Below are 21,903 nucleotides of genomic sequence, written 5' to 3'. Positions count from 1 at the left end.
CTAAAAGTTATAAAATGTCACAGATTGCCACTTCATTTGGAATACATAAAGCCCTAGAACAATTGGGCATAGAAGCCTTAAATCCAGGAACCTCAACAGGAATGGAAAGTTTTGCTTCAGGAGATGTCATCGCATCTTACTCTCCTGTAGATGGGCAACTCATAGCCAAGGTAACAAGTACTTCCGAAGCAGATTACGAAAGAACTTTAAAAACTGCCCAGAGCGCCTTTATGGATTGGAGAAGCAAACCCGCTCCCGTTCGAGGGGAAGTTGTTCGCCAATTCGGAGAAAAATTACGGGAATTGAAAGCTCCTTTGGGCAAATTGGTTTCCTATGAAATGGGAAAATCGTACCAGGAAGGGCTTGGGGAAGTACAAGAAATGATAGATATCTGTGACTTTGCAGTAGGTCTTTCCAGACAGCTCCACGGATTAACCATGCATTCTGAACGTCCCGGACATCGTATGTACGAGCAATATCACCCCTTAGGCGTTGTAGGTATTATATCGGCCTTTAATTTCCCTGTAGCCGTATGGGCGTGGAACACTGCCCTTGCATGGATCTGCGGTGATGTATGCGTTTGGAAACCTTCCGAAAAAACACCTTTGTGTGGCATCGCCTGTCAAAAAATCGCTGCCGAAGTATTTAAGGCAAACAATCTTCCAGAAGGAATATCCTGTTTGATCAATGGGGATTATCGCGTAGGAGAATTCATGACAAAGGACAATAGAATTCCCTTGATCTCTGCAACAGGTTCTATCAGAATGGGAAAAATCGTAGCTCAGGCCGTTGCTGCCAGATTGGGAAAATCCTTGTTGGAACTGGGCGGAAATAATGCCATTATTGTAACTCCGGATGCAGATATCAAAATGACGGTTATTGGTGCAGTTTTCGGCGCTGTTGGAACTGCCGGGCAGCGTTGTACCTCAACGCGACGTCTAATTATCCACGAAAACATCTATGATACGGTAAAAACCGCTTTAGTGGATGCCTATGGTCAATTGCGCATTGGAAACCCCTTAGATGAAAACAATCATGTAGGCCCTCTGATCGATACCGATGCAGTAGCCTCTTATAAAAAAGCATTACAAGAGGTTGTGGAACAAGGAGGACAGCTCATTGTGGAAGGTGGCGTTCTTGAAGGGGATGGCTATGAAAGCGGATGTTACGTACAGCCTGCCATTGCCGAGGCACAGAACGCTTTTCAAATTGTTCAGCACGAAACTTTTGCCCCCGTACTTTATCTATTAAAATATACCGGGGGTGTAGAAAATGCCATTGCACTGCAAAATGGCGTAGTTCAGGGACTCTCTTCTGCTATAATGACCAATAACCTTCGGGAGTCCGAGCGTTTTCTATCGGCCATGGGTAGCGATTGTGGTATTGCCAATGTAAATATTGGAACCTCAGGTGCTGAAATTGGTGGGGCTTTCGGGGGCGAAAAAGAGACCGGTGGCGGCCGGGAATCTGGATCTGATGCTTGGAAAGTATATATGAGAAGACAAACCAATACCATTAATTACACCACGGAATTGCCATTGGCGCAGGGTATTAAATTTGATTTGTAACAAAAATCAAAAGCTAAAAAAATAGGCGTTGCTACAATGGCAACGCCTATTTTTTTATAACGATTTTCTTCATCTTATCTATTTTCGCTTGTCTTGGGCGATTTATCAGTATTTGCCGACCAACTTCCATGAAGTAGTGTTTGGGTCCCTAAAATAAGTACCATACAGCAAAACTTTAAAGCATTTATAATATGTTTTTTCATTTTCTTATAGCGATTATCCAAAAGGCTTTCAGTACAGGAAAAGTGTTCTTTTGACCTTGTTCAAAGAACCCGCATATCTTCAGGTCGGGTGAAGCGTGAGCGGGTTAAATTAACTAAAACAAAATATTTGAACTACTGAAAGTAAAGACCCTATCTCAATGCCGGAACCTTGTCGGGAGAAATAGGGCTTTCTATATCTTTTGCTAAATTCAGTATTATAGTCGTATAATTTATACAATACTATACAGTTGGTTAAAAAAAATGTGTAAATGGTTATTTCCACCGTATATCATGTCCGTCTTTATTTTCCGTAATATTCTTTAAAAAATATCATAAGTACTTGATTCACAATATTTAATACTAAATATCCTTCTTTATTTTTCGATTTTTTAATACATTGTAGGAGAAACACTAACAACTATTAAAACATCATCATTATGGATTTCGAAAACCTAAATATAGGATACTGGATCATTCTGGCCGTTGTGGGTATTCTTTGTGGTATCCTAGGATACTTATGGGGAAAAGGTAAAAGCACGACTATTGATCATTCCGAAGAACTGACTTCTTTAAAAAATAAAAATTCAAAACTGCTTGCCGATTTAGAGGCCTGTACCCAAAAATTAAACACCGCTACGGAAACTCCAGAAACTATATTATCCTCTTTAGACGATACGGATAATTTACCCACATTTAATGCAGGGGCAGCCAAGGCCGCCTTCGGAAAAACAATCAAAGAAAATGATTTGAAAATCGTTGAGGGAATCGGTCCTAAAATTGAAAGTCTGTTCTACAATTTCGATATCAAGACTTGGAAGGATTTATCTGAGGTATCTGTTGCCAAATGTCAGGAAGTATTAGACTCTGGAGGATCTCGCTACAGAATACATGACCCTTCTTCCTGGCCTATGCAGGCCAAAATGTGTTATCAAGGAAAATGGAAGGATTTGGTAAAATGGCAGGACAAGCACAATTCTGGAAAATTTTAAAAAAAAAGGCCCTCCAGACATGGTCTGGAGGGCCTTTTTTATAACATCCCGTTTACTTCCACCCATTTAAAATGGTATGGATCCACCGGAGGTCTCATACGTTCGGAAATTCGGGTCAAACGTGCAGGTAATTTCATCAAGTAATCCCTAGCTCTTTCGGCTTCATCGGATAAACTTCGCAAACTCCCTATCTCCCAATAGGCATTAAGTTTTTTTAGTATTTCAATATAATCATCAGCGGTATATACCCCTAAACGTTGGGCACAATTGGAGAAGTTTTCAAAAGCAGAACCAATAGTTCCTCCTGATTCTCGAAGAAAATGGGCGGGCATTACAATTTTCTTTTTCATCATGTCGGCAAAGGCCAGCATCATCTGGCTGGGGTCATGATCAAAAATAGTCTTGACAAATTCCCTATAGGCAAGATGATGGCGCATCTCGTCCCCTGCTATGATATTGCACATCTTTGCTAAAAGTGCATTCCCCTTTTTCTTGGCCATTAGCCCTACTCTTTTATGTGAAATATTGGTGGCCAATTCTTGAAAAGAGGTGTAGACAAAATTTTTATAGGGGTCTCTATCTGTTCCGATATCAAAACCATCAGATATTAGGTATTGGGTAGTTTTCTCAATTTCTTTCATATTTACCCTTCCGGAGAGATAAAGGTATTTGTTGAGAACATCGCCATGCCGGTTCTCTTCTGCCGTCCAGTTACGTACCCATTTGGCCCAACCTGTTTTTCTGTTTTCCCCATGTTGATCAATTCCTTCCACATCCATAAGCCAGGACTCATAGGTGGGCAAGGCTTCTTCCGTAATGGTATCCCCTACTAGAGTCACCCAAAAATCGTATCCCAATTCCTTAGCTTCTTCACGGATTTGATGCACCGCATCCAAAAAACCATCTTGCTGGGAATCCGGAAGAAAATCGGTGGGTTGCCAAATATCTTCTATGGGAATAAGGTAAGCATCCATATAGCCTTCGACCCTATCCTCAATCGCTCTCATTACCTCAATTCTTATATTCTTATCGGACATCTTATATTTTTTACAAATATATCCCTAATAAAGTTGGGAAGTACTTTTTAGCTGCTCGAAATTTTAATTCCTTCCTTTTTCCGAAGGGTAAAATGTATGTACCGGATCGCTTTGCCAAATTTGCTTATTCTCCACATCGATCATGGATAAAGGTCCTCTAAACGCAGCCCCGGTATCTATATTCCAGACATTGGCTGCATTATGTGGCCAAGTGCGGCCAATTTTGGTCACCGGGGTATGTCCAATATAAATCTCTTTGTAATGCAATAGTCTTTTGGGGTACTGTATATCGGTATCCCTTAAATTCGGATTTAGTGCCAATGCCAACTCCCAAAGTGTTCTGTCCCAATAATAGGTAGCTTCAAAATATTCATGGTCCACACCTTTCAGATTACTAAAGCCAGCATGTAAAAAAAGGCGGTTTTCCGAATCCAAATAATAGTTTTCCAAGGCTTCAAAAAAAGCAATATGATTCTGCTTTACGGTTTCACTTGCTGTACTATATGAATTGAAAGTGGCCTTGCCGCCGTGCTGAAACCACAACGGATTGTCTTTTCCCTTTCCTAACCATTCGTAACAAAGTTCATCATGATTCCCCCTGATAAAGGTACATTGATGTGTTTTTTTTAGCGCAATCAAAAAATCTATGGTTTCCACGGCTTCACTCCACCCATCTATATAATCTCCTAAAAAAATGAGATGATCCGCACTGCTAACCTTGGCTTTCTCCAATAACTGATAAAGCGCTTTAAGTCCGGAATGGATATCTCCGATCACTAATGTCCTCATTCTGAAAAAATCACGATTAAGACAATGACCAGCACAATAAAAAACACCAAAAAGAAAATTTTCCAAAAAGAATAGGGATGTGTGCCGCTAATATTGCCCGTTTGCCCATTGATATAGAATTGGTATTCTTTTCCATTATAACGGTAGGAACTAATGTATACCGGCAAAAGGATATGTTTGAAGGTTTCGTCCGTTAATTTTATATCTGCCTGATCAATGCGTTGCGTATCTCCCCCGATATCTCTTCTGATCCAATTATGGGCAATCTGCTTTGCCTTTTGAAAAGATTGGTAATGTCCTTCTTTTAGAGAAATGGTATATTTTTCGGTAACAAAACCCGACAAATATTTGGAATTGAAAACCGCCAGCTCCTTTAAGTTCCAATGCGCTATTTTGGATGGGATATCCCGTCTTTTTTTCTCCGATGCATTGATTAAAATATCATCGACAAAGCCATTCACATTTCCCGAAGCATAGGACCATCTGGTCTTTCTCACCTGACGGGTCTGTACACCATTCTTTGTTTTATAGCGTTGGGTTTCATAGTAATAATCCCCGCGTTGCCCCTGGTACGCAGCATATAAATTGGCATCAAAAGTCCAATAGGGGATATATAGCCCATGAATTGCCTCAGGATCCAGTGCCGCCCTTTTAAGCTTATTGGGCGCAAACCATACCCCATTGACCCAGGTTTTAAAAATACCTCTTGCCTTTCTTTTGTCCATTTGAAAAGGCACCAAGGCTCCAGGCAAAATCCATCCTTCCTTCTCACTGTCTTCTTTTATCAGAGGCTCCCCACAATAGACGCAGCCCAAAGACTTATAGTTTTCCTCTACATGTTGGTTGGCCCCACAATTTTTACAATGCAAAAGATCGATGGTCTCCGTATAGGCATTGTCGCCTACCGCCTTTAGATAGTGTTCTAATTCTAATTCTTCGAAACTACTTTTGGCCTGTTCTATGAATTCCTCATGGCCACAATACTCACACTTTAATTGATGCGAACCTGGTTTGAATTTTAACTCGGCACCACAATTGGCACAGGCCTTTTTTTGTTCGGATTTGAGTGTTTCTTCCATTATGCTGTAGGCAATGGTGGTGGGGTATTCCCGCCTAGGAATGCTTTTAGTTCCTCTACATCTTTCAACGCCATCCAATTGGACATTCCTTGTTTCCACACTAAAGAATCTTTATTAATCGTCCTATTGGCGAAAAGCTCTTTCAATTTTTCAAAAGGAACAGGACCTGCTTGTTGTCCATTTACGGCATAGTGATACATGATTTGTTGAGGCATAGGAGGGGGCACCGCACTCTGAGGATTTGTTGGGGCTTGTTGTCCCATCTGAGGATTGAGCATACCTCCCATTTGTTGGGCCAGGACAAAGCCCATTCCCATTCCCATTCCGGCACCGGCAGTTCCACCTTCATTTTTGGCCGCGGCCTCCATAGCTTTGGCCGCTTTAAACTGAGACAATTTGGTCATATCCAATTTATCCAATCTACTGTACTCAAAAATTTCCTTTTTAAGTTCTTCGGGCATGGAAACATTTTCAATGTAGAATTTTTCCAAAAATATTCCGACGCGCCCAAACTCTGGTTGCATGACTTCCTGACAAGTTTCCGATAGTTCAATGGCATTCTTTGCATACAATTCAATAGGAAGATTGGCCTCTCCCACGGTATCGGTAAATTGGGTAACGATCAAACTTTTTAGGTGCTCGTTAATTTCATAATTTGTAAAATTCCCGTCGGTTCCCACCACGTCTACAATAAACTTTCCTGGATCCTGAATTTTAAAACTATAGGTGCCAAAAGCCCTGATTTCTGTTAGTCCAAATCGCTCATCGTTTAAAATCACGGCATTTTTGGTTCCCCATTTTTCATCGGTGAACAAACGTGTGTTCACAAAATAAACTTCGGCCTTAAACGGACTGTCAAAGCCATACTTCCACCCTTTAAGGGTAGCAAGGATGGGTAAGTTTTGTGTACTTAAGGTATAGGTGCCCGGTTTGAATACATCGGCCAACTGCCCTTCATTGATAAAAACGGCGGTCTGTCCTTCCCGGACAATTAATTTAGCCCCGTTTTTAATTTCATTTTGATAGCGCTCAAAACGGTGAACAATAGTATCATTGGTATTGTCCAACCATTCAATAATATCAATAAATTCGTGACTGAGTTTCTTTTTTATTTCGTCAAATAAGCCCATGGTGTTTGTGTTTTGTAATTTTTTAAAAAGATAAGGGTTTCCTGAAAATGCTGCAAATACGGAATCTTATTTATTTCTATATCGATCGAATAAGTACAGCGCTACAATAGTAGTACAACAACGATATAGCCAATAAAAAACACTGAAAATTTTGGAATAGCGAGCTATTTCCAATTACTTTGATATACCGTAGTACGCCAAACCATCATGAAAAAAGTATTTTGTATTGGAGAATTGCTTATTGATTTTGTTGCAGAGAAACAGGGCAGTAAGCTTTCCAAGGCCAATGAATTCACCAAAAAACCTGGAGGTGCTCCCGCCAATGTGGCCTGTGCCATTGCCAAGCTGGATGGAAATAGTGCTTTCGTGGGATCGGTAGGCGAAGATCCTTTTGGGTCTTTTTTGCTGAATACTCTCAAAGCGAATAATGTAGACATTTCCCTGGCACAGCGCTGTCGCACCTTCACCACTTTGGCCTTTGTCTCATTGACCAAGGGCGGGGAACGGGATTTTGTGTTTAGTAGAGGCGCGGACCGGGAATTGGAATACAATTCTTCATTGAAGAATAACTTCAAAGGAAATATTGTACATTTTGGAGCCGCCACTGCACTGCTTGGAGGGAATTTGGAAAAAGCGTACGGCCGATATCTTTTTGACGCCCTCACCCAGAATGCCTTTATTAGTTTTGACCCTAATTATAGAGGAGACCTCTGGCGTGATGACGAAGCGACCTTCATCAAAAAATGCATGCCTTATATTGAGAAATCCCATCTCTGTAAATTTAGCTTGGAAGAAGCCCAATTGTTATCCGGAGAAAAGACCTTGCACAAAGCTTGTGATTTTTTTCATGAAGTAGGCACACAGATCATTGCCATTACCTTGGGTGCGGACGGCACTTTTGTAAGTACGCCCGATTCCAAAAAATGCATTCACAGTATTAAGGTCAACCCTATAGATACTACAGGCGCCGGAGACGCATTCATTGGTTGCCTTTTGCAACAGCTTGCCCTTATAGATGATCCGTTGGAATTGTTGGAAGATCCTAAAGCCCTACACCATATGGTACACCAAGCCAATAAAGCCGGAGCAATTACCACCACGGATTATGGAGCCATCCCAGCGCTACCCACTCCAGAGCAATTGCAAAGCATTTAGTTATATTTTACCTTTCGTAGAATCCGTATGGACTCCTTCAAAGACTGGTAAATGTCCCGATCATAGCTTTTTAAGAGCGGTCTCGCCTTATCCATATAATCTTTGGCCTCTTCAAAGCCATTCAAAAAACAAATGAGATACTTGGCAGGCAAATGCCTTATATCCCTCATTTCTTGCGGGCTCAACGCTATTTTTTTTTCCAATTTCTGAAGTAAGGTATTATTGCTATTAAAAATATGATACAAGGTTTTCCGATCGTATTGAGGAGGTTCAAAAATCAGTTCACTTTGAATTTGATAGGTGCCATTTTCTTCAAAAGTAATGATTACTTTTTCCAAGGGATAGTACTTTTGTTGCCTGCCCAATCCCAGTTGTACATATTCTATAATGGAAAAAGAGTCCTTATCAAATGCAATGGTGACCTCGTCCAGTGCTGAGTAAAAGAGTTTCACTTGTTCGTTGATCAACTCAATATCCACCCGCGAAAAATAGGTCTCTTGCTTTACTCTTTTCTGGTTTCCCGCCCAGCACACCACAAATTGTTCTTTAAAAACTTTATAGTTGCTCTTAAGGTCTTTATGCCGGTTATTGATAAAGTCAATGACACCATCCAAGGTCAGTTCAATATTATTTCTTGCATGCTGCTCAATGGTTGCAACGGCTTTGGAATTGATATCCTTCAGTTCAATATCATAGGCTTTGGGCAAACTAATGCTCCCTTCCCTAAAGAACACCGAACCTCCATAATATTTCCAGATATTCTTCCGTAAGGAACATACTTTTCCATTAGATCGGATGGTGACCAATCCCACTACTTTACCTTCCGGCAAATGGGGAAACGGAATGTTCTCATACGAAATCAAAGGTGGGTTTTGCAGATACGCATTCACCAAATTCTGAATCTTACTATCATCAAAAAAATCAACGCCAACAATGCTATTATCCTCATCTTCGACCCCTACTACAATAAAGGAATTGTTTTTGGGATTGCTGTTCCCCAAAGCGCAAACGTGTTTTAAAAATTTGGCTTTGCCTTCTTTTTGACCAATTTCAATAAAACGTTTTTTATCATAAAAACTATTTTCATCATTATGGGCGAGCAAGTTTTTTACTAAGAGCCGTTTGTTGATCATCGATACAGAAAAATTATATTCGTTAAACGAGAAAAAAAGTGCTTTTATCGATTTTGGAGTTTAGGTCAACCTAAACAAAAAGAAATAAGGTAGCTTTGAGAATAATTTCGCCACCCAAGCTTACTATAATTTTCTTTTCACTTCTTCTAGAGTACCAAACTAAACTAAAATACCATGAAAACAAAGACAAAAGTATGTACCCTCTGTTTCTCTTTCCTGTTTTTTTTAAGCTTATTATCCGCAAAAGACTCTATTTCGAGACCCTTGGAAAATGATAAACTAAAAAGCAGTGAAACGGCATATGACGGTTTATTTCTGAATGCGATTTTAGTTGATGCCGAAACTAACGAAGACCTTGTACACTTAACGAATGACCTCGTAATAAGCAAAACTTTTATTGGCAATCGAAAACTTGGTATTCGCATTGAACCCACAACTCCTATACCTATAGGGGATATGAATTCTGGTATTGTCGAAATGGAGCTCGATGGCCCTCTGAGGCATAAACAAAGTGAAAGAACATTTCCTTTTTCATTGTTTGGGAATGATGGGAACAACTATTTTGGAGCATCTTTTCCGGAAGGAGCCTATTGTTTTTCTGCGAGATTACGTACTTCTCCAAATACTTCAGCTTCTAGTGATCGTGTTTCAATACATTTTAGCGTGGGTGAAGCCTCAAATACCGTTTTAGGAATTGCACAGGTAGACCCTATAAATAACAGACTCAGCACTACGGGCAATATAGCCCAAGGCACTGTTATTTTAGGAGTATCTGAAAACAATCCTTTTCTGAGTTTTGAAGCAAGGACTGCAGTCTTTGATGGAGGTAGTGTTCAAATGCATATTCAAGGCCCCGATATAAACCTGAGTCGGGTAGAAAACGTATTCCCCTATACACAGTTTGGGGATTTTGAAGGAGATTTTTTTGGTAAAGAGCTTCCTCCTGGGCAGTATTCTATTACCGCAACACCCTTTACAGCTCCAGACGCACACGGAGATTCGGGAACCTCATTTACATTGGAATTCTCAATTCGTACCGACGACCCTAGAATTACCAATTTATTTATCCAGCGTGTAAATGATGAAGGAGCTTTGGAAAATAAATCTGAATTGGAATTTGGAGCGAGTTTTGCTGCTCCTTTTGTCAATGGAGAAAATACAATTATTGCCGAAGCCAATGCCAATACCGGAAGTGTACGATTGGAATTAGAGGGGCCAATTAATCATCTTCAAGTGGAAAACGTAAGGCCTTACACACTTTTCGGGGATTTTGAAGAGATATTCCAAAGTCAGACCATGCCTCCAGGTGAATATACCATTAAAGTTATCCCCTATTCCGGAAAGGATGCTGAAGGAATTTCTGGGGATACCAGAACAATACGTTTTGAACTTCAGGAAGGCGTTTCGGAGGCTAGGACCTTCATTCCCGATGACAATTTTGAGCAGGCCCTTATAGATTTTGGATTGGATGATGTTTTGGATGACTATGTATTGACCAATACGATATCTACAATAACTAGCTTGAATATATCCTCCAGAAACATACAGAATCTTACTGGAATTGAAGACTTCCTACTTTTGAAAACACTGGATTGTTCTAATAATTTTATTGACTCCTTAAGTTTAAGTAGCAATGTTCATCTTGTGAGTTTAAACTGCTCCGCACAGAATGATGGTGGTGGATTACATGATTTGGACGTTACCCAAAATACAAAATTGACCACCCTACTATCGAATATTACGCAATTAACAACATTAGATTTAAGTCAAAATACCGAACTAAAAATATTAGACCTTGGCGGTAACCCCATTACAGCAATAAATCTTCAGGCAAATACTAAATTGGAAGAACTCAATATGACTGCAAATAGACTTTCAGAATTAAACCTTTCATCGAATACGGCATTAACTATTCTCGATTGTGGCAGAAATGAACAACTTACGGCTATTGACCTATCTCAAAACAGGGCACTTACAGCAGTATACCTTTCCCGCAATTCGATCATATCTCTAGATCTTTCTCTCAACCCCAATGTAACACTTGTAGATATAAGCCGTATGGAAACGCTTACACAACTAAACCTAGCGAATGGAAATAACCTAAGTTTAACGGAAGTTGACGCCTTTAGAAGTTCAAATTTAAGTTGTATACAAGTAGATAATATAGATTTTGCCATTAACAATCCAGATTGGCGTGTAGAAAACCCCGAAGCCTATAGCCTTGATTGTTTCACGGGTACGCCAACCACAAGCGCCAATGCGGTCGTACAATTCTCAATGCACCCTAATCCAACTACTGATATGGTGCATATGGTTCTTTCTGAAAATATCTCTGTTAACAAGAAAACTCTGTTTACCTACAACACCACTATCTTGGATATGACAGGAAGAGTAGTACAACAATATTCCTTCAAAGCTTCAGAAAATATAGATATGGATGTATCCCATTTAAAAAAGGGAATTTACCTTATTCAAATACAATCGATTAAAGGAATTTCCACAAAGAAATTAGTGGTAGAATAAGAACAATCAGCAGCTATAAAAATTCGTGTCACACTAAAAAAACCAAGGAGAGTTCCCTTTTTCTTTGTCTTTTTCTCTATTCAGATGGCATTTTTAAAGTGATTTCTTCACCATAGTACTGCTTGCCTGCGCAGTAGGCATTACAATCAGATCGGCAATATTAACATGATACGGGCGTGTAACCACAAAATGAATAATATCTGCAATATCCTCTGCCTGTAATGCTTTATACCCTTTATATACGGTAGATGCTTTCTCGCTATCTCCTTTAAAACGGACTTCACTAAAATTGGTTTCTACCAAACCTGGATTGATAGCGCCCACACGAATGCCATAGGGATTAAGATCCATACGCATCCCTTGATTGATCGCATCCACGGCATGCTTGCTTGCGCAATATACATTACCATTGGGATACACTTCTTTCCCTGCAGTGGAACCAATATTGATAATATGGCCCGCCTCACGTTTCACCATTTGGGGAATAATTGCTTTGGACACGTATAACAAACCTTTGACATTAATATCCAACATGGCGTCCCAATCTTCTGGATTTCCCTCATGTACCGGTTCCAGGCCATGGGCGTTTCCTGCATTGTTGATCAGATAATCTATTTGGGCAAAATCCTGGGGCAAGGAAGCAATGGCGTTTTGAACGGTTTCCTTCTCCCTAACATCAAAACTTAACGTATGCACCGGCACTTGTTTCCCCAATGCTATTTGGAGTTTTTGCAGTTCTCCTTGTCGTCTTCCACAAAGTACTAAGGCGATATTATTTTTGGCAAATAGTTCAGCCGTGGCCCTACCAATTCCACTGGTGGCCCCTGTGATAAATGCTACCTTTCTATTATCCATCTTCTTTTTATTTCTTTTCTTAGGCCATGGGATGTCCTTGACTTGCTACTAAAAGTTCGAACCAATCTTCCAATTCCATCTGAATATCCAGGGCTTTGATCGAATCGGCCAAACGCTCCGGTGTTGCAGTGCCTACCACAGGATGTATTTTTGCAGGATGTCGCAATAACCAAGTCAATAATAACTGATCAATGGAAGCATTATATTTTTCGGTCATTGGAGCAATTACTTTTCGTATCTTCTCTGCTTGTTCCCCTTCTGCCTTAAAAAATCCGCCCAAAGGGCTCCACGCCATGGCCAACCGCTCATGAACCATACAATCTTCCAAAGATCCATCGTTCATTGCGCCATGGACCGGTAAGGAAAACTCCACCTGATTTCCTTGAACTGGTATCGCTGTTTCCAAGACGGCAATCTGGGATGGGGTAAAATTGGACACCCCAAAATCTACAATTTTTCCTTGTTCCCGTAATTGGGCAATTGCCTCGACCACCTCTTGTGGATCCAATAATGGGCTAGGACGATGTAAAAGTAAAAAGTCCAAATAATCCGTATGTAAATTCTTCAAAGATTGCTCTACAGACGCAATAATGTACTTTTTATCATATTGATAATGCTGCAGTTTTTTGGGCCTATTCTCACATACAAACTGAATCCCACATTTACTGATCAGTTGTACATTTTCCCTGGCAATACCACTATCAGCAAAGGCTGCTCCAAAATCAGCTTCTGTAGTATATCCTCCATAAATATCTGCATGATCAAAGGTACTGATATCCAGATCTAAACAGTGGTTCATTAACCCGATCATCTCTTTTTTTGGAAGTTGTTTTCCCCAGCTTCCCCAAGTCATGGTTCCTGCTATAATTCTAGAATAGGTGGTCTTATTTTTCATAGTCGGTGAAATTAAAAAATAAATCCCTTAAATCCTTCATAAAACTTATCCCTTTACTTTTAATTTAACCAATAATTAACAGCGGATGAGCAAATAAATTTTCATTTTGCATTTTATTAAATGCTTAATTAAATTGCGTGAAATTTTAATATTGTTCTATGGAAGAAAATACTACTATTGATATCAGTGCTGTGAATGAGAAAATTGCGAAGGAAAGCGCTTTTATAGATTTGCTTGTATTTGAAATGAATAAAGTGATCGTTGGCCAAAAACATATGGTGGAGCGATTGCTCATCGGCCTTTTGGGACAAGGCCATATATTATTGGAAGGAGTTCCTGGTTTGGCCAAGACTTTAGCGATAAACACCCTTGCCAAGGCTGTAAAAGGGAGCTTTAGTAGAATTCAGTTCACTCCCGACCTTTTACCAGCAGATGTTGTAGGTACGATGATCTACAATATGAAAGAGAATGATTTTTCCATAAAAAAGGGACCTATTTTTGCCAACTTTGTATTGGCGGATGAGATTAACCGTGCACCGGCCAAAGTACAATCGGCATTGCTCGAGGCCATGCAGGAAAAACAAGTGACCATTGGCGAAGAAACCTTTGTGCTGGATAAACCTTTTCTGGTAATGGCCACACAAAACCCTGTGGAACAAGAAGGAACATATCCACTTCCTGAGGCTCAGGTGGATCGTTTCATGCTAAAAACGGTTATTGACTATCCTAAAATCAACGAAGAACAACTTATTATGCGTCAAAATCTCTTGGGAGCCTATGACGAAGTAAAACCGGTAGTAAGCGTTGATCAGATTTTGAGTGCCCAAAAAGCGGTCAAAGAAGTGTACATGGATGAAAAAATAGAAAAATATATTCTAGATCTTATTTTTGCCACGCGCTATCCTGAAAAATACAATCTTCCGGATTTAAAACCATTGATCAGTTTTGGCGCCTCTCCACGTGGTAGTATCAATCTAGGAAATGCGGCCAAATGTTATGCCTTTATAAAAAGAAGGGGCTATGTAGTTCCAGAAGACGTTAGGGCTGTGGTTCACGATATTCTAAGGCACAGAATAGGTATCACCTATGAAGCCGAAGCGGAAAATATTACATCCGAAGAGATTATCAACAAGATTGTAAACGAAATTGAAGTGCCTTAGTGCCTTGTTTTAAGTTTTTAAACACAAACTTGAAACGTCCAGAGTTATGGACAAAACCCCTAATGGGCAATGGATACTAAAGAATTACTTAAAAAAGTTCGTAAAATTGAAATAAAGACCAGGCGTCTTTCCAACCATATTTTTGGAGGGGAATACCACTCTACCTTTAAAGGAAGAGGGATGACCTTTAGTGAAGTACGCCAATATCAGTTCGGCGATGATGTTCGGTCCATAGATTGGAACGTTACTGCACGCTATAACGAACCTTTCATCAAAGTTTTTGAGGAAGAACGGGAGTTGACCATGATGCTCATGGTTGATATTAGTGGCTCTGAACTTTTTGGTACCACCAACCAATTTAAGAAGGAAATCATTACAGAGATATCGGCTACCTTGGCCTTTTCGGCTTTGCAGAACAATGATAAGGCCGGCCTGATTCTGTTCTCCGACGAGATTGAACTTTTTATTCCGCCCAAGAAGGGAAAAACGCATGTTTTGCGTATCATTCGGGAATTACTGGAGTTTAAGCCTCAAAGCAACAGAACCGATATTTCCAAAGCCCTGAAATATTTGACCAATGTGATGAAAAAGAAAGCCATTGTCTTTGTGCTTTCGGATTTTATTGCTGATGACTATGAACGTACGCTTAAAATCATAGGAAATAAACACGACGTAACCGGTATCCGTATTTATGACCCTAGAGAGGAGAGCATTCCCAATTTAGGCATGGTGCAAATGCAAGATGCCGAGACGGGAGCCGTACAATTAGTGAATACTCAATCTAAAAAAGTAAGGACAGCCTACGAAAAACATCATCTGGAAAAAGTCGCTTATTTCCAGGATACTTTTACAAAATCTGGCTGTGGCGTCTTGAGTTGCAGAGTAGATGAAAGTTATGTGAAAAAATTGTTAGGCTATTTTAAACGCAGAGGGTAACACAAAATGAAGCATAGTATATTGAATATAGGGCATGATATCTCATCAAAGTTATGGGGACTTCTGTTGTGTTTCATTTTGGGCTTCAGTGTTCAGGCAACAGCACAAACAAGCACGCCAAAAGTAACTTCGAAAATCGACACCACAAGCATAAAAATTGGGGAGCAGATCAATTTTAAAGTGACCGTGGAAGTAGATTCCACTGCCCAAGTGGTCTTTCCAGAGGGACAGACTTTTTTACCTTTGGAAATGGTAGAGGCCATTCTGGGAGACACTATTAAAAACCAAGATCGTATTACCTTGGAACGTATATACGCCCTAACCCAATTTGATTCCGGAGCCTATACCCTTCCCCAACAAAAAATTACCATTGATGATAAGACCTATTTTACGGATTCCATTCGCGTTGCTGTAAGTACTATTGCCGTAGATACCGTAAGCAAAGAGTTTTATGACATCAAGCCTTTGATCAATGTTGAAAAAAGCAGCAACGATCTATGGATGATTTTTCTCTGGATATTTTTGACGCTTGCCCTTGTTGCAGGCCTTCTGTATTGGTTCGTTTGGCGTAAAAAACCGCTGACCGAAGAGGAAAAAGTAGCCCTTCTACCTCCATATGATCGGGCTATGCTGGAGTTGAAGAATTTAGAAAACTCCAAATATCTTATCCAAGACGAATACAAGGAATACTATTCAGAGTTAACAACGATCGTTCGATCATATCTAGAAGAAGACGCTAAAGTATCTGCATTGGAAAGTACCACAGATCAATTGATCGAAAAATTGGAAGTGCTTAAAGATGCGGGAGAACTGGATCTGAACAGCGATACCATAAATCAATTTAAGCGTATTTTGCAAACCGCGGATTTGGTGAAATTTGCAAAATCAAAACCGCAAACTTCAGTCGCTGAACACGATCGAAAAACCATAGAACAAATCGTTACGGAAACCAAGGAAGCCTTACCGGAGCCCACTTTGGAAGATTTACTAAAAACAGAAGCCTATCTTGAAGAATTGGCGCAAAAAAAGAAGCGCAAAAAAATATGGATTACCGCTATTGTGGCGGCATTTGTCCTTGTTGCTTCCGGAGTTTCTGCCACGGCCTATTACGGTTTCGCCTATGTAAAAGATACGATTATTGGACACCCTACTAAAGAATTATTGGAAGGAGAATGGGTAGCCAGCACCTATGGAGCTCCTCCCATAAGCATTGAAACCCCAAAAGTATTGTTGCGCCAAGAAGTAGAGCTTCCTCCGGAGGCCTCAGAAATTATTGACGAAATGCAATTGTTCATGTATCGAAGTGCCATTGGACTTTTTACCGTTGGCACCTCTTCCATTACTTTGAAAAACCAGGAAGAGCCAGATTACGAACAAGCAGTTGACCAATGGTTGAAAAGCTTTGAACAACAAGGGGCCAAAAATATCATCACCAAACAAGAAGAATTCACAACACTCAGTGGTGTTGTAGGTATAAAGATGTTTGGTACGGGAAAATTTGCCGTAGCAGAATCCAAGGAATTGGTCAATGGCGAATATGCTATCCTCATTTTTGGAGGAAAGGGCTTTCAACAACAGGTCATATTAACCTGGTTGGACGATGATAGTTATGCAGAGGAAATTATAGATCGAATCTTAGATTCGGTAGACGTAAAAACAGAATTATAGATGTTAGAAGGAGTTGAATTTGCCAATCCACATTTCTTCTGGTTGTTACTACTACTACCAGTGGCTTTGCTATGGTATTTCTTTATGCGCAAGCAGGAAACGGCCTCTTTGACCATTTCCAATATTCAGGGGTTTTCCAAAGGAAGTATCCTACCCAAGCTAAAGCCGTTGTTGTTTGTATTCCGCTTATTGGCCTTAGCTGCGATCATTACCGCTTTGGCCAGGCCTCAAACCGAAAACATCTCTACAAGAACCAAGACGACCAAAGGAATTGATATTGTAATGGCCATTGATGTTTCTTCGAGTATGCTTGCCAAAGATTTAAAACCAAATCGGTTGTTGGCACTGAAAGATGTTGCCGGGGATTTTATCCGACAGCGCCCCAACGACAGAATAGGATTGGTTGCCTATGCAGGGGAAAGTTACACCAAAACGCCTATTACCAGTGATAAGAACATTGTTTTACGTTCCCTTAAGGAAATTACCTATGGGCAATTGAATGATGGGACGGCTATTGGAATGGGATTGGCCACTTCTGTAAATCGTTTAAAAGAAAGTAAGGCCATAAGTAAAATAATCATCCTGCTTACGGACGGTGTAAACAATGCGGGCTTTATAGAACCCCAGACGGCTGCGGAACTGGCCTTGGAATACGGCATTAAAACCTATACCATTGGTATAGGAACCAATGGAAATGCATTATCTCCAATATCGTATAATGCAGATGGTTCTTTTAGGTATGGCATGCGCGAGGTAGAAATAGATGAGAAATTATTGGAAGAAATTGCCTCCGCTACCGGAGGGCAATATTTTAGGGCCACCGATAACGAAAAATTGGAAGAGATTTACGACGAAATCAACAAATTGGAGAAGACTGAAATCGAAGAATTTAAATATTATAAATACGAAGAAAAGTTTCGTTTTTGGGTATTCTTGGCCGGGATACTCCTATTGTTGGAGTGGTTTTTGAGAAATACCTTCTTTCGAAGTTTTATATAGTATTGCTTCAAAGAGAAACTTAAGTACAAAAAGAGAAAATGGTTCAATTAGACGAAAAAACATATTTTTATTTATTGGTCATTATTCCAATAATGATTGTCATGTTCGTCATACTTCATATATGGAAGAAACGAACACAGAAAAAATTTGCCGATCATGTCCTTTTAAAACGATTAACCCCAGATCGCTCCAATTTTAAGTCGAGCTTAAAACTTATTTTTATGCTTCTTGGGATAAGCTTCTTAATTCTGGGGTTGGTGAATCCTAAAATAGGGACGAAGCTGGAAACCGTGAAACGCGAAGGAGTCGATATTGTTTTTGCCGTAGACGTTTCCAAAAGTATGTTGGCAGAAGATATTGCGCCCAATCGTATGGAAAAATCCAAACGCTTGGTTTCCGAAATCATCAATCAATTGGCAAGTGATCGCATCGGCATCATAGCGTATGCCGGACAGGCCTTTCCTCAATTGCCCATTACTACCGATTACGGTGCGGCAAAGATGTTTTTACAGGGAATGAATACAAATATGTTATCTTCCCAAGGCACGGCCATTAATGAGGCTATTGAACTGGCAACTACCTATTACGATGATGAAGAACAAACCAATAGAGTTTTGTTCATTATTTCGGACGGGGAAGACCATTCCGAAAACTCTACCATCAATGCTGTTGAAAAAGCAGTGGACGAAGGCATACGCGTCTTCACTATTGGGGTGGGCAAAGAAAAGGGAGCTCCCATACCCCTCAAGAAAAATGGAGTTGTGGAAAGTCTAAAAAAGGATGCCGAGGGAGAAGTGGTCATTACCAAACTGAATGAAAAAGTTTTAATAGACATTGCAGACGAAGGAAATGGCGTCTATATCAATGGCGCAATTACCGAAGCTGCTGTAGAAGCCATTAAAGAACAATTAAACCAGATGGACAAGACTGAATTTGAAGCAAAACAATTTGCAGAATTTAAAGACCAATTCCAATGGTTTCTGGGAATAGGCTTATTTTTTCTATTTCTGGATATTTTCCTATTGGACCGAAAGACCAAATGGCTTAAGCAATTAAACCTATTCAAAGAAAAAACAGTACAATAATCACAATGCAATACAAGAACATCCTTTATGTGATCTTCTTAAAAAACACATCGATTATGAATATAAAATTTAGCGTATTATTTCTTTTGATCAGTCTTGCAAGCTTTGCCCAAGACAAGGATAATGAAAAGGCCAAGACCAAGGCGTTAAAGGCTTCCAAAAACATTACCTGGGAAGCCAATCAGGAAATTGCAGATAATGACTTTATCAATGCAGAGGCCAATTATAGAAAAGCCATTTCCAAAAGCAATGATAATATAGCCGCCCCCTACAATCTGGGCAATGCATATTATAATAAAGAAACTTATAGCGAAGCTTTTTCGCGTTTTAAACAGGCAGGAGAACTAGCCTCTTCCAAGGAGGATAAGCATAAAGCTTTCCACAATATTGGGAATATCCATATGAAAAACAAAACCTATGAGAAAGCTGTAGAAGCCTATAAGCAAGCCCTTCGAAACAATCCCAAAGACGAAGAAACCCGTTACAATCTAGCACTGGCAAAAGAACTGTTGAAAAAACAACAGGACGAAAACAAAAACGACGATAAGAACAAGGACGACAAAGATAAAAAAGACGAAAACAAGGATAAAAAAGAAGGCGAGAACGACGAGAATAAAGAAGGAGATCAGAAAGAAGAAGACAAAAAGGATGAAGGTGACGAAGAAGGAGACAAAGGAGATAAGGGCGACAAAAAAGAAGATGATAAAAAAGATCAGGGCAATCAAAAAAAGCCTGGAGAAAAAGATAAGCCCAAAGATCAAAAACAGCAACAACAACCTCGTCCAAATCAGTTGTCCCCACAACAAGTACAGAATTTGTTAGAGGCAATGCAGAACGAAGAGAAAAAAGTACAGAAGAAAATAGATGCCAAAAAGGTAAAAGGTGTTAAAGTGAAAAATGAAAAAGATTGGTAATGCAAGTGACCTTTAAACAGTATTTGAGTATTCTACCTTTTCTGTTATTGGCCTTTTTTGCAAAGGCACAGGAACAGGATGAAATCTCTTTTCAAGTAAAGCTCAGTAAAAATAAATTAGGAATTAATGAGCGTTTACGGGTAGATTTTACCATGAATAAAGATGGAGATGACTTTAGTCCTCCTACTTTTGATGGCTTTAGAATAGTCATGGGGCCTTCGCAATCCATTAAGTCTTCATGGATCAATGGGATTCGCAGTTATTCTAAAACCTACAGTTACATTCTTGTTCCTACCGCACAAGGAAGGTTCACTATAAAACAAGCTTCCATTGTTATAGGTGGCAAAACCTATAAATCTCTTCAAGAAACTGTGCAGGTCACGGCTGCAGTGGACAAACCCAATAATCAAAATAATGTAGACAATGTTGCCGATCAAGGGCTCCATCTGGTGGCAGAAGTATCTAAGGGAAGACCTTATTTAAATGAGGCGGTCACTGTAATCTATAAATTATACATAGCACCATCTATACGGCTTACCAATTTTAGGCCTTTGGACAACCCCAAATACAACAATTTTTGGAGTCAGGATATTCCCGTAACCAAATTTAATGTCAAGAACAGTTCTTATCGGGGACAGCCGTATCGTTCCGTTGTTCTAAAAAGAGTGGTGCTGTATCCCCAAAAATCGGGTAAATTGGATATTGAACCCTTGGTCCTGGACATTTCCTTGGATGTTCCTACACAAAGACGCGATTTTTTCGGAGGGCGCATCTACACCCAAACCAATAAAACGGTATCCGCCGGAAAGAGAACTATTAATGTAAAGGCCTTACCCACAGATGGGCAGCCCGAAAATTTCAGTGGCGCTGTTGGTAGCTTTGACTTTGTGGTAACGACGAGCAAGACCAGTTTAAATGCTGCAGAATCCTTGCAAGCTAAGGTAGAAGTATCCGGAAAAGGAAACCTAAAATTATTCCAGTTACCAGAGCCCAGTCTCCCTAGTTCATTGGAAGTCTACGAGCCGGAATTCGATGAAAGCGTGAGAACCAATCTTTCTGGAACCCAAGGTAAAATCAGTAACAATTATACCATTGTACCTTCCTTTAGAGGAAAATATCCTGTTCCGAGTATCGATTTTAGTTATTTTAATCCCAAAACCGAAAAATACGTCACCTTAAGTTCTGACGAAATCATAATCAATGTCGTAGAAGGCCCAAATGCAGGAACCTCTCCTACTACAGGGCCAAGTACTACCAATAAACAAACGGTGATTGCCGCTGATCAACAATTTAATTTTATTGATATTCGACCGGGTCTCACCGCTATTGGAAGTGATTACTTCTTTGGATCCACTCCTTTCTATCTTTGGTTATTGTTACCCCTACTATTGATTCCCATTACCATTTTAATAGGAAAAAAACGGGAAGCTATTGCGAGCGATGTTGCGGGTAACAAAATCAAAAAAGCCAATAAGCTGGCACGGAAGTATCTTTCTGCTGCCAAGAAGACTTTGGGAGACAAAACAGCATTCTATGTGGCCTTGGAGAAAGCCTTACACAATTACTTAAAGGCGAAGCTTAAGATAGAGACCTCGGAGTTCAGTAAGGATAAAATTGCGGCCTTACTGGTAGAAAAACAAATTGACGAAACCACAAAAGATGGATTTATCGGTTTGCTCAAAAACTGTGAAATGGCAAGATACAGTCCTTTTTCCGATGTACAAATGCAACAGGATTACAATAAAGCAAGTGAAGTCATTTCCTATTTGGACAAACAATTATAGC

18 protein-coding genes are annotated in these 21,903 nt (G+C 39.9%); 11 read left to right on the top strand and 7 right to left on the bottom strand.

Going from position 1 to position 21,903, the window contains the following annotated elements:
• The first annotated feature begins 14 nt into the window (after positions 1-14).
• Positions 15-1,568 carry an L-piperidine-6-carboxylate dehydrogenase gene (gene amaB / locus ACEXOE_RS08395; RefSeq protein WP_394748294.1) on the top strand — a complete coding sequence of 518 codons (1,554 nt, stop codon included), beginning with the start codon at positions 15-17 and terminating at the stop codon, positions 1,566-1,568.
• A 640-nt stretch (positions 1,569-2,208) separates the two neighbouring features.
• Positions 2,209-2,760, top strand: coding sequence for a hypothetical protein (locus tag ACEXOE_RS08390; RefSeq protein ID WP_394748293.1), 552 nt, complete (start codon positions 2,209-2,211; stop codon positions 2,758-2,760).
• Between the two features lie 38 nt (positions 2,761-2,798).
• Here the strand turns inward: ACEXOE_RS08390 and ACEXOE_RS08385 are convergent, their stop codons facing one another.
• From ACEXOE_RS08385 to ACEXOE_RS08370, 4 genes are all read right to left on the bottom strand, one after another.
• A complete protein-coding gene (locus ACEXOE_RS08385; protein ID WP_394748292.1) occupies positions 2,799-3,797 on the bottom strand; it encodes an acyl-ACP desaturase in 999 nt (332 codons plus the stop codon).
• 63 nt (positions 3,798-3,860) lie between these two features.
• Positions 3,861-4,586 (bottom strand): metallophosphoesterase family protein, encoded by a 726-nt coding sequence (locus tag ACEXOE_RS08380; protein WP_394748291.1) that lies wholly within the window; start codon positions 4,584-4,586, stop codon positions 3,861-3,863.
• Complete coding sequence (locus ACEXOE_RS08375) at positions 4,583-5,665, bottom strand: DNA helicase PriA (protein WP_394748507.1); 1,083 nt, start codon at positions 5,663-5,665, stop codon at positions 4,583-4,585. Before ACEXOE_RS08375 ends, ACEXOE_RS08380 begins: the two co-directional genes overlap by 4 nt.
• Positions 5,665-6,795 carry an SPFH domain-containing protein gene (locus ACEXOE_RS08370; RefSeq protein WP_394748290.1) on the bottom strand — a complete coding sequence of 377 codons (1,131 nt, stop codon included), beginning with the start codon at positions 6,793-6,795 and terminating at the stop codon, positions 5,665-5,667. The genes ACEXOE_RS08375 and ACEXOE_RS08370 overlap by 1 nt, the downstream gene beginning before the upstream one ends.
• Positions 6,796-7,002: 207 nt before the next feature.
• Between ACEXOE_RS08370 and ACEXOE_RS08365 the strand changes: the two genes are divergently transcribed.
• Positions 7,003-7,950, top strand: coding sequence for a carbohydrate kinase family protein (locus tag ACEXOE_RS08365; RefSeq protein ID WP_394748289.1), 948 nt, complete (start codon positions 7,003-7,005; stop codon positions 7,948-7,950).
• On the opposite strand, the gene ACEXOE_RS08360 is transcribed toward ACEXOE_RS08365, so the two are convergent.
• On the bottom strand, positions 7,947-9,083 hold the full coding sequence (locus tag ACEXOE_RS08360) for an ATP-binding protein (RefSeq protein ID WP_394748288.1): 1,137 nt from the start codon (positions 9,081-9,083) through the stop codon (positions 7,947-7,949). The genes ACEXOE_RS08365 and ACEXOE_RS08360 overlap by 4 nt on opposite strands.
• A 174-nt stretch (positions 9,084-9,257) precedes the next feature.
• On the opposite strand from ACEXOE_RS08360, the gene ACEXOE_RS08355 reads away from it, so the two are divergent.
• Positions 9,258-11,606 (top strand): T9SS type A sorting domain-containing protein, encoded by a 2,349-nt coding sequence (locus ACEXOE_RS08355; RefSeq protein ID WP_394748287.1) that lies wholly within the window; start codon positions 9,258-9,260, stop codon positions 11,604-11,606.
• A gap of 93 nt (positions 11,607-11,699) precedes the next feature.
• Here the strand turns inward: ACEXOE_RS08355 and ACEXOE_RS08350 are convergent, their stop codons facing one another.
• Both ACEXOE_RS08350 and ACEXOE_RS08345 read right to left on the bottom strand, forming a co-directional pair.
• The gene (locus ACEXOE_RS08350) at positions 11,700-12,461 is read right to left on the bottom strand and encodes an SDR family NAD(P)-dependent oxidoreductase (protein WP_394748286.1); all 762 of its coding nucleotides are present in this window, start codon (positions 12,459-12,461) and stop codon (positions 11,700-11,702) included.
• Between the two features lie 19 nt (positions 12,462-12,480).
• On the bottom strand, positions 12,481-13,356 hold the full coding sequence (locus ACEXOE_RS08345) for an aldo/keto reductase (RefSeq protein WP_394748285.1): 876 nt from the start codon (positions 13,354-13,356) through the stop codon (positions 12,481-12,483).
• Positions 13,357-13,514: 158 nt separating this feature from the next.
• On the opposite strand from ACEXOE_RS08345, the gene ACEXOE_RS08340 reads away from it, so the two are divergent.
• The 7 genes from ACEXOE_RS08340 (at position 13,515) to ACEXOE_RS08310 (ending at position 21,902) form a co-directional block, all read left to right on the top strand.
• Positions 13,515-14,516, top strand: a complete 1,002-nt coding sequence (locus ACEXOE_RS08340; protein ID WP_394748284.1) for an AAA family ATPase — start codon at positions 13,515-13,517, stop codon at positions 14,514-14,516.
• A gap of 69 nt (positions 14,517-14,585) precedes the next feature.
• Positions 14,586-15,452 (top strand): DUF58 domain-containing protein, encoded by an 867-nt coding sequence (locus tag ACEXOE_RS08335; RefSeq protein ID WP_394748283.1) that lies wholly within the window; start codon positions 14,586-14,588, stop codon positions 15,450-15,452.
• A gap of 6 nt (positions 15,453-15,458) precedes the next feature.
• Entirely contained in the window at positions 15,459-17,120 is a 1,662-nt protein-coding gene (locus ACEXOE_RS08330; protein ID WP_394748282.1) for a hypothetical protein, read from the top strand.
• Positions 17,121-18,119 carry a vWA domain-containing protein gene (locus ACEXOE_RS08325; protein WP_394748281.1) on the top strand — a complete coding sequence of 333 codons (999 nt, stop codon included), beginning with the start codon at positions 17,121-17,123 and terminating at the stop codon, positions 18,117-18,119.
• 38 nt (positions 18,120-18,157) lie between these two features.
• On the top strand, positions 18,158-19,204 hold the full coding sequence (locus tag ACEXOE_RS08320) for a VWA domain-containing protein (protein ID WP_394748280.1): 1,047 nt from the start codon (positions 18,158-18,160) through the stop codon (positions 19,202-19,204).
• Positions 19,205-19,260: 56 nt separating this feature from the next.
• Positions 19,261-20,118, top strand: coding sequence for a tetratricopeptide repeat protein (locus ACEXOE_RS08315; protein WP_394748279.1), 858 nt, complete (start codon positions 19,261-19,263; stop codon positions 20,116-20,118).
• Positions 20,118-21,902: a BatD family protein gene (locus tag ACEXOE_RS08310; protein WP_394748278.1), complete on the top strand. Its 1,785-nt coding sequence runs from the start codon at positions 20,118-20,120 to the stop codon at positions 21,900-21,902. Before ACEXOE_RS08315 ends, ACEXOE_RS08310 begins: the two co-directional genes overlap by 1 nt.
• Position 21,903: the final 1 nt, after the last annotated feature.

Origin of the sequence: Spongiimicrobium salis, from assembly GCF_043678055.1 — a bacterium.
Taxonomy (GTDB): Bacteria; Bacteroidota; Bacteroidia; order Flavobacteriales; family Flavobacteriaceae; genus Spongiimicrobium; species Spongiimicrobium salis.
This window is presented reverse-complemented; position numbering and strand designations above follow the sequence as displayed.

What these genes read in the sequence shown, in the direction of transcription:
- amaB (WP_394748294.1), top strand. Translation starts at nt 15, where the DNA reads ATGTCACAGATTGCCACTTCATTTGGAATACATAAAGCCCTAGAACAA.
- ACEXOE_RS08390 (WP_394748293.1), top strand. Translation starts at nt 2,209, where the DNA reads ATGGATTTCGAAAACCTAAATATAGGATACTGGATCATTCTGGCCGTT.
- ACEXOE_RS08385 (WP_394748292.1), bottom strand. Translation starts at nt 3,797, where the DNA reads ATGTCCGATAAGAATATAAGAATTGAGGTAATGAGAGCGATTGAGGAT.
- ACEXOE_RS08380 (WP_394748291.1), bottom strand. Translation starts at nt 4,586, where the DNA reads ATGAGGACATTAGTGATCGGAGATATCCATTCCGGACTTAAAGCGCTT.
- ACEXOE_RS08375 (WP_394748507.1), bottom strand. Translation starts at nt 5,665, where the DNA reads ATGGAAGAAACACTCAAATCCGAACAAAAAAAGGCCTGTGCCAATTGT.
- ACEXOE_RS08370 (WP_394748290.1), bottom strand. Translation starts at nt 6,795, where the DNA reads ATGGGCTTATTTGACGAAATAAAAAAGAAACTCAGTCACGAATTTATT.
- ACEXOE_RS08365 (WP_394748289.1), top strand. Translation starts at nt 7,003, where the DNA reads ATGAAAAAAGTATTTTGTATTGGAGAATTGCTTATTGATTTTGTTGCA.
- ACEXOE_RS08360 (WP_394748288.1), bottom strand. Translation starts at nt 9,083, where the DNA reads ATGATCAACAAACGGCTCTTAGTAAAAAACTTGCTCGCCCATAATGAT.
- ACEXOE_RS08355 (WP_394748287.1), top strand. Translation starts at nt 9,258, where the DNA reads ATGAAAACAAAGACAAAAGTATGTACCCTCTGTTTCTCTTTCCTGTTT.
- ACEXOE_RS08350 (WP_394748286.1), bottom strand. Translation starts at nt 12,461, where the DNA reads ATGGATAATAGAAAGGTAGCATTTATCACAGGGGCCACCAGTGGAATT.
- ACEXOE_RS08345 (WP_394748285.1), bottom strand. Translation starts at nt 13,356, where the DNA reads ATGAAAAATAAGACCACCTATTCTAGAATTATAGCAGGAACCATGACT.
- ACEXOE_RS08340 (WP_394748284.1), top strand. Translation starts at nt 13,515, where the DNA reads ATGGAAGAAAATACTACTATTGATATCAGTGCTGTGAATGAGAAAATT.
- ACEXOE_RS08335 (WP_394748283.1), top strand. Translation starts at nt 14,586, where the DNA reads ATGGATACTAAAGAATTACTTAAAAAAGTTCGTAAAATTGAAATAAAG.
- ACEXOE_RS08330 (WP_394748282.1), top strand. Translation starts at nt 15,459, where the DNA reads ATGAAGCATAGTATATTGAATATAGGGCATGATATCTCATCAAAGTTA.
- ACEXOE_RS08325 (WP_394748281.1), top strand. Translation starts at nt 17,121, where the DNA reads ATGTTAGAAGGAGTTGAATTTGCCAATCCACATTTCTTCTGGTTGTTA.
- ACEXOE_RS08320 (WP_394748280.1), top strand. Translation starts at nt 18,158, where the DNA reads ATGGTTCAATTAGACGAAAAAACATATTTTTATTTATTGGTCATTATT.
- ACEXOE_RS08315 (WP_394748279.1), top strand. Translation starts at nt 19,261, where the DNA reads ATGAATATAAAATTTAGCGTATTATTTCTTTTGATCAGTCTTGCAAGC.
- ACEXOE_RS08310 (WP_394748278.1), top strand. Translation starts at nt 20,118, where the DNA reads ATGCAAGTGACCTTTAAACAGTATTTGAGTATTCTACCTTTTCTGTTA.